A 13,914-nucleotide genomic window follows, 5' to 3' on the forward strand; every position below is an offset into this window, starting at 1 on the left:
TTTTATCCGCCATAGCTCAGTTGGTAGTAGCGCATGACTGTTAATCATGATGTCGTAGGTTCGAGTCCTACTGGCGGAGTATAAGAGTATAAATCGAAACGTTCAATTGAGCGTTTTTTTCTATAGATAAATTGTAAAATATAGTGCAACCAAAAAACTCATAGCGTTTCATTGGTGTAAACTGTAAGTAACCACACAAACAGAACCCGAGGAAAAACTATGAGCTACTTCCATCTTACCATAACCGACCGAATAAAGATAGAAACCTACTTGGAATTAGGTTTGAAACCTTGCCAAATTGCAAGTAAACTTGGCGTCTATAAGTCTACCATTTCAAGAGAGTTAAGACGATGCCAAAATGCTTACTCCGCCGTCTTAGCACAGGAACAGTACGACCACAGGGCTAAGCAAAAAGGTCGGAAGTCTCGTTTGACACCAACGTTGAAAAAGGAAATTGAGGACTGTTTAAAATGCTCCTGGTCGCCTGAACAGATTTGTGGTCGCTATCAGCTTGAAAAAAAGCCAATGGTAGGTTTTAAAACCATCTATAACTGGCTCTATGCTGGTTTGATTGATCTGGATTTGAGTATCCTTCGTCGTAAAGGCAAAACTCGACAACCTAAAGAAACACGTGGAAGATTTAGGATTGGCAGGTCGATTGCCAAACGTCCTAAAGAGGTCAGAAATCGTGAAACTTTTGGCCACTGGGAGCCCGATATTGTAGTGTCTTCTAGAGGCAAAAGCAAGGGTTGTTTAGCTACCTTTCTGGAGCGAAAAACGCGCTTTTACTTAGCTTTCAAGATACCAGACAGAACAGCCAAAGCCATGTTTTCAGCCATCGAACAACTTTGTAGGCTATTTCCAAAAGAGACTCTTAAAACCTTCATTTCAGACAGGGGAAAAGAGTTCGCCTGCTATCCTCTGGTAGAGAATTTAGGAATTTCCTTTTTCTTTGCGGACGCCTATTCATCCTGGCAGAGAGGAAGCAATGAAAACGCAAATGGCTTACTAAGAGAATATTTCCCAAAGAAAACAGATTTAGCTGCTATATCTGATGAGGCTTTGAACAAGGCCTTATATGATATCAACCACCGACCACGAAAATGTTTAGCTTACAGAACGTCTTATGAAGCTCTAGTGGATGAGTTAAAGTAAATGTTGCACTTATTCTTGCAATTTATCATTTATAAATATAGTGGACTGTTGAAATTTCAAATTTTATTTTTTAAGTCTATAATTACCTTTTTATTTTATTTTTAGTTCGTTTAGCTTTAAATTCTTCTTTTATAGGATTTGAAGCTTTTTTAGTTCCTTTTTTTGTTAGACTAGTGTTACTAATAAGAAAGGGAATTTTTATATGCTTCAGAAATTTTATGATCGAGCATTTGTTTTTTTGAAACTAGTTGAACAAGAATATGCCTCTTTAGGCCAGAGTTGTGCTGAGTGGGAATCACTTCATCTTCGGTTTTTACTATATTATTTAATCCGATTTAAAATAAAAAGTGATAGGGACTTTTCACTATATCACTTTAAAACAGCTTATCGCTTATATCTAGATAAATTACTGCAAGGTGGTACAACTCTTATCCAATAAGAAACTCATAAATCATATATCACGAACAATAATCTGTATTGATTTTATATTTTTTAGGATTTTGTTTAATTTTTAAGGTTTTGAATTTTGTTATTTACAGAAATTCCAAATCTTTTCTACTGTTTCTTCTTGATAAAATAGTGTTTTTTTCTTATAATAAATTGTAAGATATAATTGCGGGTGAAATTCCTGCCATGTATATGAGAAAGGACGAGCTTCTAGTAGCTCAGACGAATTTTATTATGACTTCAGTTGTTGTTGTAGGTACCCAATGGGGCGATGAAGGTAAAGGAAAAATTACAGATTTTCTTTCAGCCAATGCGGAAGTGATTGCTCGTTACCAAGGTGGTGATAATGCAGGTCACACCATTGTTATTGATGGTAAAAAGTTTAAGTTGCACTTGATTCCATCTGGAATTTTCTTCCCTGAAAAAATTTCAGTTATTGGAAACGGTATGGTTGTAAACCCTAAATCTCTTGTGAAAGAGTTGAGCTATCTTCATGATGAAGGTGTGACAACTGATAACTTGCGTATTTCTGATCGTGCGCATGTTATTTTGCCTTACCACATTGAGTTGGATCGCTTGCAAGAAGAAGCTAAGGGTGATAATAAGATTGGTACTACAATAAAGGGAATTGGTCCAGCATATATGGACAAAGCTGCTCGTGTTGGAATTCGTATTGCGGATCTTTTGGATAAAGAGATTTTTCGTGAGCGTTTGGAACGCAATCTTGCGGAAAAGAATCGTCTGTTTGAAAAATTGTATGATAGTGAACCCATTTCATTCGATGATATTTTTGAAGAATATTATGAATACGGGCAACAAATCAAGCAATACGTGACAGATACTTCTGTTATCTTGAACGATGCGCTTGATAATGGCAAACGTGTGCTGTTTGAAGGTGCACAAGGTGTTATGTTGGATATTGACCAAGGGACTTATCCATTTGTTACTTCTTCAAACCCTGTCGCTGGTGGTGTGACAATTGGGTCTGGTGTTGGTCCAAGTAAGATTGACAAGGTTGTAGGTGTATGTAAAGCCTATACGAGTCGTGTAGGTGACGGACCTTTCCCAACGGAATTATTTGATGAAGTGGGAGATCGCATCCGCGAAGTAGGTCATGAATACGGTACAACAACTGGCCGTCCACGTCGTGTGGGTTGGTTTGACTCAGTTGTGATGCGTCATAGTCGTCGTGTATCTGGTATTACCAATCTTTCATTGAACTCTATCGATGTTTTGAGTGGTTTGGATACTGTGAAAATATGTGTGGCCTATGATCTTGATGGTCAACGTATTGATTACTATCCTGCTAGTCTTGAGCAGTTGAAACGTTGCAAACCTATCTACGAAGAATTGCCAGGTTGGTCAGAAGATATCACTGGAGTCCGTAATTTAGAAGACCTTCCTGAGAATGCACGTAACTATGTTCGTCGTGTAAGCGAGTTGGTTGGGGTTCGTATTTCTACTTTCTCAGTAGGTCCTGATCGTGAACAAACTAATATTTTAGAAAGTGTTTGGTCATAGGAGATTTTTAAGATTAGTTTAAGACAGGTTGGGTATACTATAGATAGTTACAAGAAGACCTCCTAACTTGTTGTAACAAATATCCTAAACTTTTCTTTTTCATAATAATCTCCCTATTAAGTCACCGCATTCGGTGGCTTTTTTTGTGTTGAGAATCATGATATAATAATAAAATCGACAAGTAGAAAAAGAGAAGAACGATGAATTATACAGTTGAAGAAAAAGAAGCTTTTATGAGAGAGGCTTTGAGAGAGGCAGAAATTGCTCTGGAACACGATGAAATTCCAATTGGTTGTGTAATTGTCAAGGATGGAGAGATTATTGGTAGGGGGCATAATGCGCGCGAGGAGTTGCAACGGGCAGTCATGCATGCGGAAATCATAGCCATAGAGAATGCGAACGCGATTGAAGAAAGTTGGCGTTTGCTGGATTGTACGCTTTTTGTGACCATTGAGCCTTGTGTTATGTGTAGTGGAGCAATTGGACTAGCTCGCATACCAAAGGTGGTCTACGGGGCTAAAAACCAGAAATTTGGTGCTGCTGGGAGTTTGTACGATATTTTGACAGATGAGCGTCTTAATCACCGTGTAGAGGTCGAAACGGGAATTTTGGAAGATGAATGTGTAGCTATTATGCAAGACTTTTTCCGAAATCGACGAAAAAAATAATTTCTCTTTTAAAATATAGAGGTATGTGGTATAATAAATAATGGAGCAACAGTTCTGCGTGAAGCGGGTCAGGGGAGGAATCCAGCAGCCCTAAGCGATGTGAATTGTGTGCTCTTTTTTCGTGCACTTTAAAAACCCTTTAAAATCAACACTTTAAGGGGTTTTTGTTTGTCTTGTATAAGAAAAAGGGGCAGACGAGGGGCACAATTTAAAATTTTATCTTGTCTAACTTGCTAGATATGTCTGATACCATTTTTTGGGTAACGTGAGAATAAATCTCTAGTGTGGTCTTTGAGTCGCTATGCCCTACTCTGTCCATGATAGCAGTCAAGGGGATACCTAATTCAGCAAGTAGGGATATATGAGAGTGTCTGAACATATGTGTAGTGATGTTCTTATCTATGCCAATTTTCTGGCCATGTCTTTTCAATGCACCAATAACCCGGGCATTTGTTATTGGCTCTCCTAAAGTATTTATAAAAATAAAATCTGTATCAAATCCATTTGTCGCATTCTCTATTATCTGCTCTTTGATGATGTCTAACACTTTTTGAGGTGCTGTTATAACCCTATCAGACTTGATTGTCTTTGGTGTAGTTCTCTCTTTTTGTCTGAAATCGTATGTATGCTTGATGTGAATGGTCTTTTTAGAAAAATCTATATCCTCCTTGTAATTTAAGGCAGCCAGCTCTCCATATCGCATGCCAGTAAGAAAAAGAACTTTGGCTATTCGGATATACTTTGTAATTCGATAATCACATAGGGCCTCTTCTTTTAAATTTTGGATGAACAACTTAAACTCTTTCTGATCTAAGTATTTTGTATTTTTCTTTCTGAGATCTTCAGTTGTAATTACCTTTCTAGGCATTTCAACAAATAGCATTTCATTTGTATCAATATAATTCATTCTGACAGCGAATTTCATTATCTGATTAAGCTTGAACTTGATTTTAGAAACATAGTTATGAGACCTTCCATCTTGTAATAGCTGATCTATCACTTTTTGCAATAATCGTCTATCAATGTTTCTAACTAAATAGTCGCCCTCTATCTGCTTTAGAATCTCTTTTTTAACATTCTTTGAAGCGTAGACGGTTGAGTTTTTAACACCGTGTTTCCAATTTTCCTCAAATTCCTCATATAGTTTTTCAAAAGTTATATCAGAAACAAAATGTTGTTTTTCTCCTAATTTTTGATTTATTTTCTCTTGTAACAAGATGGCAGCTTGATTTCTTGCCTGGGGAGTTTTCTTCTCCATGGTTACTGAAACTTTTTTTAATTTCTCAGTATATGGATCTTTGTATCGCTCAAAAAATTTATATTTGCCGTTTGGTAATTCTTCCATCCACATTGATTTTTCCCCTTTATTTTGTTAAAATGGGTATAAGAAAACGACCTTTTGAATGGTTGTTTCTTATACTGAAGTTCCTCACACTCAAGATTGCCGTCGGAGAGTGTGGGGATTTTTTTTATGAATTATGGACGATAACATCCAAGGCTCCCATGATTCGCTGAGCGTTTTCGACTGCTTCCTTATACTCTTTCGAAGTGTTCTTTACTGGCTTTCTAATCAAGTCAATAAATACGACTGGTTTGGTAAAGTCATTTGAGGTTACACGGACTGTCATGTTTAAAATTTTAGAAGTTGATTTTCTTTTTGCAACAATACCGCCTGCAACAGCGCCAATCGCACCAAACATAGCGCCTGCAATCAATGCTTGACCAACTCCTCCAGAAACAACCGTCTCATTATTGATAATCAATTCATAGGATACTAAATCCTCGAAGGAATACCAATCTGTGTCATTCTTATCTTTCTTAACCAAGGACGGTATCAAAGACAATCCCATCGTTCCCATTGCAAGCCCTGCTTTTACCGAGCCTTTAATTGCTCCTCCGATCAAGCCAGAAGAGCCTTTTGCTTTTTGAGCTCCATGAATACGATAGGTACGATTATATCTATCGATCTCAAGTGGTCCGACTTTGTCCGTTTTTCTGCTTCGTGGAGCAGGAGATGGAGAAGCTGTTCTATTGACTGGCTGAGGTTGTTCAGTCCGTTCTTGGTTAGCGATAGAATAACCGCAATTTGGACAGAACTTGTAACCTTCTACTGGATTGCCACATTCAGGACAAAATTTCATAATAACCTCCAAAATAATAACTATTTAGAATCCTTTATGCTCTTTTTTCTACCCGTAGCCGATGAGGTTATGGGTTTTTATTTTTCTTAATACCTCGCTACAATGTACCAGCTATCACATCTGCTTTTAGCATTACACAACAATATCATAATATTGTTGTAAGATATTATTCCCTTGTTTGTATTTTGTAACGAGGTCAATAGCTACTCGTCGTTGCTGTTGATCGTCCAATAAATGTTCGTTATAGCTCAATATCCGATAATGAACAAAATCAACTAATCGATTAAAAAGGGCGTTATCGCTGATTGTATTTGCTTGTTTAATTTGCTCGTATGAGTGCTTGTTTTTGAGGTGCCAGACCATGCGCTCATTATTGATGTAAAAGAGAGAGGCCATGGTGTTAGCTTCTATTTCTAGCGGATTACTCTGATAGTTGTTAGCGCAAGCGAGGGCGACCTCATCAGAACGACCTGTACTGAAATGGGCTGCGATGTGGGCTAATTCATGCAAAATGGTAAAGATAACCCGTCTTTTGATATGTGTTTGATTGATATAAACAAGGTACTTTTCTTTTTCTTTGCTATAAATGGTAAAGCCGTCATTGTGTTTACAGATGATATCATCCAAGTAGGTAACATCTGGATTATTGACAATCCCTCGATATTTAATGTACTCAGAACCAAGTAGACCGGCTGAAGGGAGCATAGGAAACGGGTCCTTTTCAAAGAAGATAAAATGAAGGTTGTAAGTCTGTTCAAAGTAACGGATGATGTGCTGAAAAGTAACTTGTTCAAGTGGAATATTATTCTGTCGAGACACTGCTTCGATCACCGGGACAGCATAATCCCAGTGTTGGATGTACTGTCTACGGGAAATAATTTCTCTAGCCATAATTACCTCCACTTACTGTCATCGTCCATCAGGGTTTTAGCAGTTACCATCAAGCTTTCAATCGCCTTGTTAAAACGAACCTTTTCTTCCTCGGTCATGTTCTGGGTCTGATTTCTGAACGCTGCGACAAGTTCAGTCTCAGCTGGACCAAGATATTCATTTGCCTTGTCATCTTTTGCAATAGTCGGATTATCCGTACGTCCGAGCAGGTAGTCGGTAGATACGTTGAAGTAGTTAGCAATTTCTGCGATACGTTCAGCATTTGGCGTAGAGTTTTTTATCTTATACAGTGTATTTCTGCCATAACCCAAGTCTTCTTCGACTTGTCCAAGAGCTTTTCCACGCTTTTTTGCTAATTCTTTAATTTTTTCAAATGTCTCAAACATTGTTAAATCAACCTTTCTAAGACATTACAAAAAAATTTAACAAATTTGGTGTAAAAAGGTTGACTAATTATCCCAAAAGGTGTAAAATGTTTTTTGTAAGTAAGTTACAACTAAAAAAACAACTAAGAAAATAAATCATAAAAAATGTTTTGGCGAACGGTATTTATAGATTTATCATTGTTTTTATTATGCTTTCATTTTAGCCGATTTGGTGTGAGTTGTCAAGTGTAATGCAGAAAAATAGTTAAAATTTTAGTTGTTTCTTATTTACAAATCAGTAAAGAGGGAGGGACGTATATGCCAGATATCGCAAATGGTCGTGAAAGAGTTAATGCTTTCTTGAAAGAGAAAGGGATCAAAAAAGCAACTCTAGCGGTTGCTTACGGCTTTAAGCGACAGGAAGTGACAAACATTCTAAGTGGAACAACAAAAGGTCCACGAGCAAACAGTTTCATTCTTCAGGTTATTGAAGATTATGGGATTGAGTAGCACAAAAAAGCACCTAACAGAAGTCAGGCGCTAATCAAAATAACTAACTGAATTATAACACGAAAGGAGCAAAAATGGAAGCAGTTGAAATTGTAAGAATTAAAGATGTAATCATCGAAAAGGTTTCGGCTAATGATGAAGAATTAGAACACATCTTTGGATGCTCGAAACGGCAAGCGGGAGACATGAGACGCGAGATGAAGAAGCTACCTAGCCAACAGAAGCATCTTAGGAATGATGGCCAACTTGTTACGATTAAAGGTTTTGATGCTTATCTGCAATATCGTGGGACTCAAGCTTGGGAAAAAGAAATGGTGAAAAGCAAGAAAATGAGGTCAGTCGGATGAAATTACTAGACAAAATCACAAAATGGTTTTTCAACACAACAAAAATCGAAGTCAACACCGACTGGCGATTGGTTGCGTTGGACTTAAACCGAGAATTGATTGCAGCACAAGAAGAAAAACAAATACTTTATCAGCGCATTGCTGACTTGGAAAAACTTTTAGAGGTATAGAAAAATGGAAATCAAATACATCTATAATCAAACGCCCCTTGGTTGGGTGTGGCAGTTAGTAATTGATGGGTACGAGTTTTTTTATCCATGTGGCGATTTAAAAGCGTTAAAAAAATTCGTCAAATCAGAACTAGAAGTTTTGTTAGACAAAAAAGAAAGTGATAGTAATCACGGCTTGGCATTCCATGCGTGTGGATATAACGGACAAGCACAACAAGAATATATTTCTTATTGGGAAAAACAAGGTTTAAGTGTGTTTTAAGGAGAATAATATGACAGAACCAACTTTAATGAGCCAACTACTCGGATTTGCAACAACCTTTATTTGCTTTTTTGTAGCATTGATGGTCATTGAAAACAACGAGCAGAAAAGAAAAAGGCAAGTGGAAGAACAAGAAATTCTAGACAAAGCGATCATTGAAGTTTACCAACAGGGGCGGAATCAGTTCAACAACATCGCTCGTATGAATCTGAGAAATTCAGATAAACAATTTACTTATGATGTAGAACCACCTGTAGGGCTCGCAAAAGGTGTAGAAGAAGGAGTTTAAAATGGTTCGAAATAAATTGACAGATTTAACCAATACTCTTTTTGCCCAACTAGAAACGTTGGACGATAGGGATCTTACTGCTGATGAATTAAAGACCGAGCTTCAACGATCAAAACAGATGGTCGCAATCTCGGGTCAAATCCTACAAGCTGGCCAGTTGGCGCTAGATGCTGAAAAATTCAAAGACAAGGTAGGTGAAGTCAATGCCCCGATCGCTTTGCTGGAAGGATGAGTACACGGAGTACATGCATGAAATTTGCCATGGTCGATTAACTCCCGAAGTAACCAGGTTACTAAATGAGAAATTTGGGACAAACTATACTAAGACTCAAATAGGCGGCGTACGCAAACGCCTTGGATTACCAGTTGGGAAAATCTATCAAGGTCGATTGCTGACGAGGGAGCAACATGATTATCTTGTGTCAATTCAAAAAAATAAGATTTCTCGTGATGTCGCAAATGAAATGAACCAAAAATTTGGCTTATCACTAACTGAGAAACAGATTAAGAGTTATCGGAGAAATAATAATCTACACAGTGGTTTGACGGGAAGATTCGAGAAAGGTCAGACTCCCCACAATAAGGGGAAGAAATACCCCAATATGCCAAAAAACAGCGGGCAGTTCAAAAAAGGTAATCGACCTCCGAATTATGTACCTGTAGGAACTATCAACTATACAACAGATGGCTATCCGAAAGAAAAAATCGGAGAACCTAATCGATGGGTTTTGAAACACCGCAAGGTTTGGGAGGAACATCATGGCCCGATACCAAAAGGATACTCAATCGTTTTCCTAGACGGTGATAAAACAAACTACGATATTTCAAATCTGGCATGTTTATCTAAAAACGAAATTGCTAGAATGAATCAAAATCATCTATTTACGTCCAACGCTGATTTGACCAAATCTGGCATTGGACTAACAAAACTTACAAATAAAATTAGAGAGGTAGAAAAAAATGGCTAGTTTATACGAACTAACAGGTCAGTTCCTGACAATTTATCAAATGGATATTGATGACGAAACAAAAGCAGACACGCTTGAGGCCATCGATTGGCAAGAACAATTCGAACAGAAAGCGGAAGGGTATGCCCATGTTATCAAGAATCTAGAAGCTGACGTGGCCATGTACAAGGCTGAGGAAGAGAGCTTCAAAGCCAAGAAACAGGCGGCACAGAAAAAGCTGGATTATGTCAAGGATAACATTATGGCAGCTATGAATGTCACAGGTCAAACCGAAGTCAAGAGTGGTGCGATGACTTTGAAAGTGCAGAAAAATCGTGAGTCTGTCCAAGTGGATGAAGACTTACTGCCTAAGAAGTACTTTGCTAAGAAGATTGAATTGAAACCGGACAAAAAAACACTCAAAGAATTGTTGAAGGCTGGTAAGAAAATTAAAGGTGCGGAACTTGTCCGGACAGAAAAGTTGGTGATTAAGTAATGGAATTGATGAATAAAACACGAGTAACAGATTCACTAGCAGTTGTGATTGGACCAGAATCAATTGAAGTGCTTGTTACAGAAGGATTTCTATTCGATGTTGCGATTCGTTTTGTGAAAGTAGACGAAACGAATCTTGATCAGGGAAATGAAAAGCCGGTGTTTACTCCGGAGTACAAGCTGGTCACAGTCGCTAAATACAAAGAAAAACCTATCTTTGAATCGGAAGAAGATATTCGAAAATTTGAGAAGCAAGCAAAAGAAGTTAAATCGCTATTTGCCTTTGCAAAGGTAAATAAACAAAATTGGTTTAACACTGCCCTTTATCCAGGAGTGCTGACTGAGAAAGTTGGTGTTTGATGAAAATTTTATCTATTGACCCAAGCAGTAATAAAATTGAAACCTCAACAACAGGGATTGTCTTGTTGGATAATGCAAAACTTGTTGACTATTGGGTAGTCCCTTATGGCGCTCAAAACTTTAAAGCCTGGTTTAAAGAGATTGGTCGCAGTCTTGAGTTTGATATAGTGGTCGTTGAAAAATTTGAGGTTAGGGATAATGATTATTCCAGGGACAACTCAGTAGTTGAGACCATTGCAGCTATCGAACTATGTTATCCGGACTTAGTTTTGCAACGTAACGCAGGTTATCAGACAGATATACCAAATGACTTGCTGAAAGCTCTTGGACTATGGTCCTTTGAAAAGAGTCACCACAACGATGTGAGGGCAGCCGCAAGACTTGGGCTCTTCTATGCCCAGAGGAACGATATTGAGGAGGTGATTGTGGACATTGGCGATCGAATTACGCAAATGGCAAGCTGAAGCAGTCAAAAGAAGTGACCGTAATTGTCCTGGGATCTTTCTTGAGGCATACGGCGGCCGTGGCAAGACCATCTGTGCTTTTGAAATAGCAAAGCACAAGTCAGCAAAAAAAGTCCTGGTTATCAATAATCGTTTAGCTATCCTGAACGGATGGAATAGCACTTATCAAAATCTAGGATACAACACTGATTTTGAATTAGAAACGATGACGGACCGTAGATTGCAGAACAGACTTGCAAGCGGTGAGTCTATTGAGTGCGATGTGTTCATTATTGACGAGTGGCAGAACATGTCTAGTGATGCCAACGTGAAGGCTTATCGCAAGGTCAAACGTGGCTATACAGTTGGACTATCAGCAACCCCAATCAGGAAGAAGGGACAAAACTTCTACCCTCTAGAAAAAACATTTTTTGGGATGGCTGATCCTAATCAAAGAGAAAACTGGCAACTAGCCCACGGAAAGATGAAGTATTCCAAGTTCAGCTATTCTAAGCAAGAATGGGATGATTTCCGAGACTATGAAAAATATGTAAGCAATCTGCCCAACTTCTTTCGATGGGAGGAAGTCGAAGCCATTGAAGAAGCGGAGGAAAACAACGGATTTGAAGTTGTATTTGAACCTATCTGGTGTCTAACAGCTAATCCGGAGGAATTAGATCAATTTAGAAAATTGAACATCGTTGGGAAAAATGGTAAATATGCCATGGCCAAACAGACATTTGGCCGAAAAACTTTTGAGCGATATTTAATCCAGACCGGCTTTGAGATTGACTTCCCAAAGTTGAAGGCTGTTAATGCAGATACTCCAATGCTGCTTCAATTGGATCTTCTACTAGCAAGCAGGACAGAAATGCTGATAGTGAGCAAATCCAAGCAGATTGTAGAGGTCATCAGAGAGCGTCACCCAGAAATTGGTATTTGGACTGGAGACAAGAAGGACTCGTTAGAACAGACAAATGTGGTTGCTACAAGCCAGGTTTTGGGTGTAGGGGTTGATGGCCTTCAGCATAAATTTAAAACTATTGTGGTCTTAGACCCTGTTAATCCATCTGATGGAGATTATGACGATTATCGCCAACTTTTATGGCGAGTAACAGGCAGCCGTCAACAACATGACGTGCGTGTCATTGAATTTTATTTCTAAGGAGAATCAAAATGAAACTTTCAAGTGATTATATTGTAATGCGTGACAAACGAAGCGGACATTTTTTAAATGAACTAAAGAACAAACGTTCTTCATTGGCTACTCAGGCCGGTTTTGTGGATGATATTCGAGGCGCTCTTACAATGCCATATGATTGTTATCTTGAACAGAAAACAGCTCTAAAAGCATTGGCTAAGGTACACGGAATGGAGATTATTCGAGTTAAAGCCACATTTGAACTTACTTATCCAAATGGTAGCGATGTTTCAAAAATCGAACGTGAAAATACTAAGCCTGGTTTGCTTGATTTATTGAGAAACTTATAAGGGGGGAGATGCATGGTAACAAAACAACAATCCCCAATCTTTGTCACTTTACAGAGTATCCAGCAGAGTTTGGTTGCTCCAAAAGGACAGTATAACAGTTTTGGGAAGTATAGCTATCGAAGCGCAGAGGACATCCTAGAAGCTCTGAAGCCAATCTTGCAGGAACACGATGCAGTATTGATTTTACAAGATGGAATTGTGCAAATCGGTGACAGGTACTATGTCGAAGCAACTGCGACTCTATATGCAGTTGGTGAAACCATTGGGACTACAGCCTATGCTAGAGAAGATGATAGCAAAAAAGGGATGGATGGTAGTCAAGTTACAGGTGCTGCATCCAGCTACGCCCGAAAATACGCCCTAAACGGACTATTTATGATTGATGACAACAAGGATCCTGATACGGATGAATATCATAATCAGAATAACCAAGCAGGCCGTACATCTAAAAAAACAGCTCAAAAACCAAATAGCCAGCAAGAGCAACCGGCTAATGCTCCGGCTAAAAGTAACGGATCCAAAACCATTACAGGAGCACAGGCTAAAGCCATTCGGACAGAACTCAAAAATATGGCTGAAGCTACAGGGAGTCCTGCTGCAACAATTGGAAAATGGTTCATCGATAAGATGGGTGTTGACAAACCTGAAAGCATTCCAGCTGATCGATTGAAGGAAGCTCAGAAGATTATCGCAGATGCGAAGAAAGCGAGAGGTATTGAGTAATGGGATATACGGAACTGGGGCGCAAACGTCCGATTGAATTACAGATTGATTATTATGATAAGATCCTAGTCTATCAGCATCAAGGTGAGATTTGGGGTGTATGTTATAAGCACGGAGAAATTGATTGTGTTTACAACTACACTAAGAACGATTTCTTTTGGCTTGAAATTTCAGATATGTCCTTAAAAGAAATTGTTACTAAAATTATCAAGCCTTTGAAGAGAAATAACCCTGGATTATACTCATTTCATGAGAGTACGTTCAGTAGAATTTTGGAGGTAATAAAATAATGATTAACAATGCTGTACTTGTAGGGCGCATGACCCGTGATGCTGAACTCCGCTATACACCGCAAAATGTAGCAGTTGCGACTTTTACTCTTGCAGTAAACCGTACATTCAAGAGTCAAAATGGCGAACGCGAGGCTGACTTTATCAACTGCGTTATGTGGCGCCAACAAGCCGAAAATCTTGCAAACTGGGCTAAAAAAGGCTCACTTATCGGGGTGACAGGCCGTATTCAGACTCGTAGTTACGATAACCAGCAAGGACAACGTGTCTACGTGACAGAAGTCGTGGCTGAGAATTTCCAAATGTTGGAAAGTCGTAATCAACAAAGTTCGAATGATACATTTGGGAATGACAACCCGATGGATATTCAAGACGACGATTTACCATTCTAAGGAGTTA

General features: G+C 38.6%; 23 protein-coding genes, 1 tRNA gene and 1 other RNA gene. 21 read left to right on the top strand and 4 right to left on the bottom strand.

Going from position 1 to position 13,914, the window contains the following annotated elements; translation table 11 throughout:
- The first annotated feature begins 5 nt into the window (after nucleotides 1-5).
- The 6 genes from M9H69_RS00095 to ffs all read left to right on the top strand — a co-directional run bounded on the left by M9H69_RS00095 (nucleotide 6) and on the right by ffs (nucleotide 3,914).
- Nucleotides 6-79: transfer RNA gene (locus tag M9H69_RS00095), tRNA-Asn, on the top strand.
- Between the two features lie 140 nt (nucleotides 80-219).
- Nucleotides 220-1,155: an IS30 family transposase gene (locus tag M9H69_RS00100; RefSeq protein WP_009729550.1), complete on the top strand. Its 936-nt coding sequence runs from the start codon at nucleotides 220-222 to the stop codon at nucleotides 1,153-1,155.
- 202 nt (nucleotides 1,156-1,357) lie between these two features.
- Nucleotides 1,358-1,594 carry a sigma(X)-activator ComW gene (comW, locus tag M9H69_RS00105; protein ID WP_000939506.1) on the top strand — a complete coding sequence of 79 codons (237 nt, stop codon included), beginning with the start codon at nucleotides 1,358-1,360 and terminating at the stop codon, nucleotides 1,592-1,594.
- Nucleotides 1,595-1,836: 242 nt separating this feature from the next.
- On the top strand, nucleotides 1,837-3,123 hold the full coding sequence (locus M9H69_RS00110; RefSeq protein ID WP_195217196.1) for an adenylosuccinate synthase: 1,287 nt from the start codon (nucleotides 1,837-1,839) through the stop codon (nucleotides 3,121-3,123).
- Between the two features lie 200 nt (nucleotides 3,124-3,323).
- Entirely contained in the window at nucleotides 3,324-3,791 is a 468-nt protein-coding gene (tadA, locus tag M9H69_RS00115; RefSeq protein WP_250315586.1) for a tRNA adenosine(34) deaminase TadA, read from the top strand.
- Between the two features lie 37 nt (nucleotides 3,792-3,828).
- Nucleotides 3,829-3,914, top strand: an RNA gene (gene ffs, locus M9H69_RS00120) — signal recognition particle sRNA small type.
- Between the two features lie 85 nt (nucleotides 3,915-3,999).
- Here the strand turns inward: ffs and M9H69_RS00125 are convergent.
- From M9H69_RS00125 to M9H69_RS00140, 4 genes are all read right to left on the bottom strand, one after another.
- Nucleotides 4,000-5,136, bottom strand: coding sequence for a tyrosine-type recombinase/integrase (locus M9H69_RS00125; RefSeq protein ID WP_250315587.1), 1,137 nt, complete (start codon nucleotides 5,134-5,136; stop codon nucleotides 4,000-4,002).
- Between the two features lie 124 nt (nucleotides 5,137-5,260).
- Nucleotides 5,261-5,932, bottom strand: coding sequence for a zinc ribbon domain-containing protein (locus tag M9H69_RS00130; protein WP_250315588.1), 672 nt, complete (start codon nucleotides 5,930-5,932; stop codon nucleotides 5,261-5,263).
- Between the two features lie 132 nt (nucleotides 5,933-6,064).
- Complete coding sequence (locus M9H69_RS00135) at nucleotides 6,065-6,823, bottom strand: ImmA/IrrE family metallo-endopeptidase (protein ID WP_250315589.1); 759 nt, start codon at nucleotides 6,821-6,823, stop codon at nucleotides 6,065-6,067.
- Nucleotides 6,824-6,825: 2 nt separating this feature from the next.
- Entirely contained in the window at nucleotides 6,826-7,209 is a 384-nt protein-coding gene (locus M9H69_RS00140) for a helix-turn-helix domain-containing protein (protein WP_007518712.1), read from the bottom strand.
- Nucleotides 7,210-7,506: 297 nt separating this feature from the next.
- On the opposite strand from M9H69_RS00140, the gene M9H69_RS00145 reads away from it, so the two are divergent.
- The 15 genes from M9H69_RS00145 to ssb all read left to right on the top strand — a co-directional run bounded on the left by M9H69_RS00145 (nucleotide 7,507) and on the right by ssb (nucleotide 13,907).
- The gene (locus tag M9H69_RS00145; protein WP_001112860.1) at nucleotides 7,507-7,698 is read left to right on the top strand and encodes a DNA-binding protein; all 192 of its coding nucleotides are present in this window, start codon (nucleotides 7,507-7,509) and stop codon (nucleotides 7,696-7,698) included.
- A gap of 74 nt (nucleotides 7,699-7,772) precedes the next feature.
- Nucleotides 7,773-8,045 (top strand): hypothetical protein, encoded by a 273-nt coding sequence (locus M9H69_RS00150; protein ID WP_007518714.1) that lies wholly within the window; start codon nucleotides 7,773-7,775, stop codon nucleotides 8,043-8,045.
- The gene (locus M9H69_RS00155) at nucleotides 8,042-8,215 is read left to right on the top strand and encodes a hypothetical protein (protein WP_250315590.1); all 174 of its coding nucleotides are present in this window, start codon (nucleotides 8,042-8,044) and stop codon (nucleotides 8,213-8,215) included. Before M9H69_RS00150 ends, M9H69_RS00155 begins: the two co-directional genes overlap by 4 nt.
- A 4-nt stretch (nucleotides 8,216-8,219) precedes the next feature.
- Complete coding sequence (locus M9H69_RS00160) at nucleotides 8,220-8,477, top strand: hypothetical protein (protein WP_250315591.1); 258 nt, start codon at nucleotides 8,220-8,222, stop codon at nucleotides 8,475-8,477.
- A 10-nt stretch (nucleotides 8,478-8,487) separates the two neighbouring features.
- Entirely contained in the window at nucleotides 8,488-8,766 is a 279-nt protein-coding gene (locus M9H69_RS00165) for a hypothetical protein (RefSeq protein WP_250315592.1), read from the top strand.
- Between the two features lies 1 nt (nucleotide 8,767).
- A complete protein-coding gene (locus M9H69_RS00170) occupies nucleotides 8,768-8,998 on the top strand; it encodes a hypothetical protein (RefSeq protein WP_000252079.1) in 231 nt (76 codons plus the stop codon).
- Nucleotides 8,999-9,011: 13 nt separating this feature from the next.
- Complete coding sequence (locus M9H69_RS00175; RefSeq protein WP_250315593.1) at nucleotides 9,012-9,734, top strand: HNH endonuclease signature motif containing protein; 723 nt, start codon at nucleotides 9,012-9,014, stop codon at nucleotides 9,732-9,734.
- The gene (locus M9H69_RS00180; RefSeq protein ID WP_250315594.1) at nucleotides 9,727-10,209 is read left to right on the top strand and encodes a siphovirus Gp157 family protein; all 483 of its coding nucleotides are present in this window, start codon (nucleotides 9,727-9,729) and stop codon (nucleotides 10,207-10,209) included. Before M9H69_RS00175 ends, M9H69_RS00180 begins: the two co-directional genes overlap by 8 nt.
- 8 nt (nucleotides 10,210-10,217) lie before the next feature.
- Complete coding sequence (locus tag M9H69_RS00185; RefSeq protein ID WP_224757118.1) at nucleotides 10,218-10,568, top strand: hypothetical protein; 351 nt, start codon at nucleotides 10,218-10,220, stop codon at nucleotides 10,566-10,568.
- Complete coding sequence (locus tag M9H69_RS00190) at nucleotides 10,568-11,032, top strand: hypothetical protein (protein WP_049493537.1); 465 nt, start codon at nucleotides 10,568-10,570, stop codon at nucleotides 11,030-11,032. Before M9H69_RS00185 ends, M9H69_RS00190 begins: the two co-directional genes overlap by 1 nt.
- On the top strand, nucleotides 11,001-12,176 hold the full coding sequence (locus M9H69_RS00195; RefSeq protein WP_250315595.1) for a DEAD/DEAH box helicase family protein: 1,176 nt from the start codon (nucleotides 11,001-11,003) through the stop codon (nucleotides 12,174-12,176). Before M9H69_RS00190 ends, M9H69_RS00195 begins: the two co-directional genes overlap by 32 nt.
- 11 nt (nucleotides 12,177-12,187) lie before the next feature.
- Nucleotides 12,188-12,502 (top strand): hypothetical protein, encoded by a 315-nt coding sequence (locus M9H69_RS00200; protein ID WP_250315596.1) that lies wholly within the window; start codon nucleotides 12,188-12,190, stop codon nucleotides 12,500-12,502.
- Nucleotides 12,503-12,514: 12 nt separating this feature from the next.
- Nucleotides 12,515-13,225 (top strand): ERF family protein, encoded by a 711-nt coding sequence (locus tag M9H69_RS00205; protein WP_250315597.1) that lies wholly within the window; start codon nucleotides 12,515-12,517, stop codon nucleotides 13,223-13,225.
- Complete coding sequence (locus M9H69_RS00210; protein ID WP_007518737.1) at nucleotides 13,225-13,515, top strand: hypothetical protein; 291 nt, start codon at nucleotides 13,225-13,227, stop codon at nucleotides 13,513-13,515. The genes M9H69_RS00205 and M9H69_RS00210 overlap by 1 nt, the downstream gene beginning before the upstream one ends.
- Entirely contained in the window at nucleotides 13,515-13,907 is a 393-nt protein-coding gene (gene ssb, locus M9H69_RS00215) for a single-stranded DNA-binding protein (RefSeq protein ID WP_007518739.1), read from the top strand. The genes M9H69_RS00210 and ssb overlap by 1 nt, the downstream gene beginning before the upstream one ends.
- Nucleotides 13,908-13,914 lie beyond the last annotated feature (7 nt).

The organism is Streptococcus oralis (assembly GCF_023611505.1).
GTDB classification, from domain to species: Bacteria; Bacillota; Bacilli; order Lactobacillales; family Streptococcaceae; genus Streptococcus; species Streptococcus oralis_CT.

What these genes read in the sequence shown, in the direction of transcription:
- tadA (WP_250315586.1), top strand. Translation starts at nt 3,324, where the DNA reads ATGAATTATACAGTTGAAGAAAAAGAAGCTTTTATGAGAGAGGCTTTG.
- M9H69_RS00185 (WP_224757118.1), top strand. Translation starts at nt 10,218, where the DNA reads ATGAATAAAACACGAGTAACAGATTCACTAGCAGTTGTGATTGGACCA.
- M9H69_RS00110 (WP_195217196.1), top strand. Translation starts at nt 1,837, where the DNA reads ATGACTTCAGTTGTTGTTGTAGGTACCCAATGGGGCGATGAAGGTAAA.
- M9H69_RS00210 (WP_007518737.1), top strand. Translation starts at nt 13,225, where the DNA reads ATGGGATATACGGAACTGGGGCGCAAACGTCCGATTGAATTACAGATT.
- M9H69_RS00205 (WP_250315597.1), top strand. Translation starts at nt 12,515, where the DNA reads ATGGTAACAAAACAACAATCCCCAATCTTTGTCACTTTACAGAGTATC.
- M9H69_RS00135 (WP_250315589.1), bottom strand. Translation starts at nt 6,823, where the DNA reads ATGGCTAGAGAAATTATTTCCCGTAGACAGTACATCCAACACTGGGAT.
- M9H69_RS00160 (WP_250315591.1), top strand. Translation starts at nt 8,220, where the DNA reads ATGGAAATCAAATACATCTATAATCAAACGCCCCTTGGTTGGGTGTGG.
- M9H69_RS00130 (WP_250315588.1), bottom strand. Translation starts at nt 5,932, where the DNA reads ATGAAATTTTGTCCTGAATGTGGCAATCCAGTAGAAGGTTACAAGTTC.
- M9H69_RS00175 (WP_250315593.1), top strand. Translation starts at nt 9,012, where the DNA reads ATGCATGAAATTTGCCATGGTCGATTAACTCCCGAAGTAACCAGGTTA.
- M9H69_RS00165 (WP_250315592.1), top strand. Translation starts at nt 8,488, where the DNA reads ATGACAGAACCAACTTTAATGAGCCAACTACTCGGATTTGCAACAACC.
- M9H69_RS00125 (WP_250315587.1), bottom strand. Translation starts at nt 5,136, where the DNA reads ATGGAAGAATTACCAAACGGCAAATATAAATTTTTTGAGCGATACAAA.
- M9H69_RS00150 (WP_007518714.1), top strand. Translation starts at nt 7,773, where the DNA reads ATGGAAGCAGTTGAAATTGTAAGAATTAAAGATGTAATCATCGAAAAG.
- M9H69_RS00155 (WP_250315590.1), top strand. Translation starts at nt 8,042, where the DNA reads ATGAAATTACTAGACAAAATCACAAAATGGTTTTTCAACACAACAAAA.
- comW (WP_000939506.1), top strand. Translation starts at nt 1,358, where the DNA reads ATGCTTCAGAAATTTTATGATCGAGCATTTGTTTTTTTGAAACTAGTT.
- M9H69_RS00145 (WP_001112860.1), top strand. Translation starts at nt 7,507, where the DNA reads ATGCCAGATATCGCAAATGGTCGTGAAAGAGTTAATGCTTTCTTGAAA.
- M9H69_RS00140 (WP_007518712.1), bottom strand. Translation starts at nt 7,209, where the DNA reads ATGTTTGAGACATTTGAAAAAATTAAAGAATTAGCAAAAAAGCGTGGA.
- M9H69_RS00190 (WP_049493537.1), top strand. Translation starts at nt 10,568, where the DNA reads ATGAAAATTTTATCTATTGACCCAAGCAGTAATAAAATTGAAACCTCA.
- M9H69_RS00100 (WP_009729550.1), top strand. Translation starts at nt 220, where the DNA reads ATGAGCTACTTCCATCTTACCATAACCGACCGAATAAAGATAGAAACC.
- M9H69_RS00200 (WP_250315596.1), top strand. Translation starts at nt 12,188, where the DNA reads ATGAAACTTTCAAGTGATTATATTGTAATGCGTGACAAACGAAGCGGA.
- M9H69_RS00170 (WP_000252079.1), top strand. Translation starts at nt 8,768, where the DNA reads ATGGTTCGAAATAAATTGACAGATTTAACCAATACTCTTTTTGCCCAA.
- ssb (WP_007518739.1), top strand. Translation starts at nt 13,515, where the DNA reads ATGATTAACAATGCTGTACTTGTAGGGCGCATGACCCGTGATGCTGAA.
- M9H69_RS00180 (WP_250315594.1), top strand. Translation starts at nt 9,727, where the DNA reads ATGGCTAGTTTATACGAACTAACAGGTCAGTTCCTGACAATTTATCAA.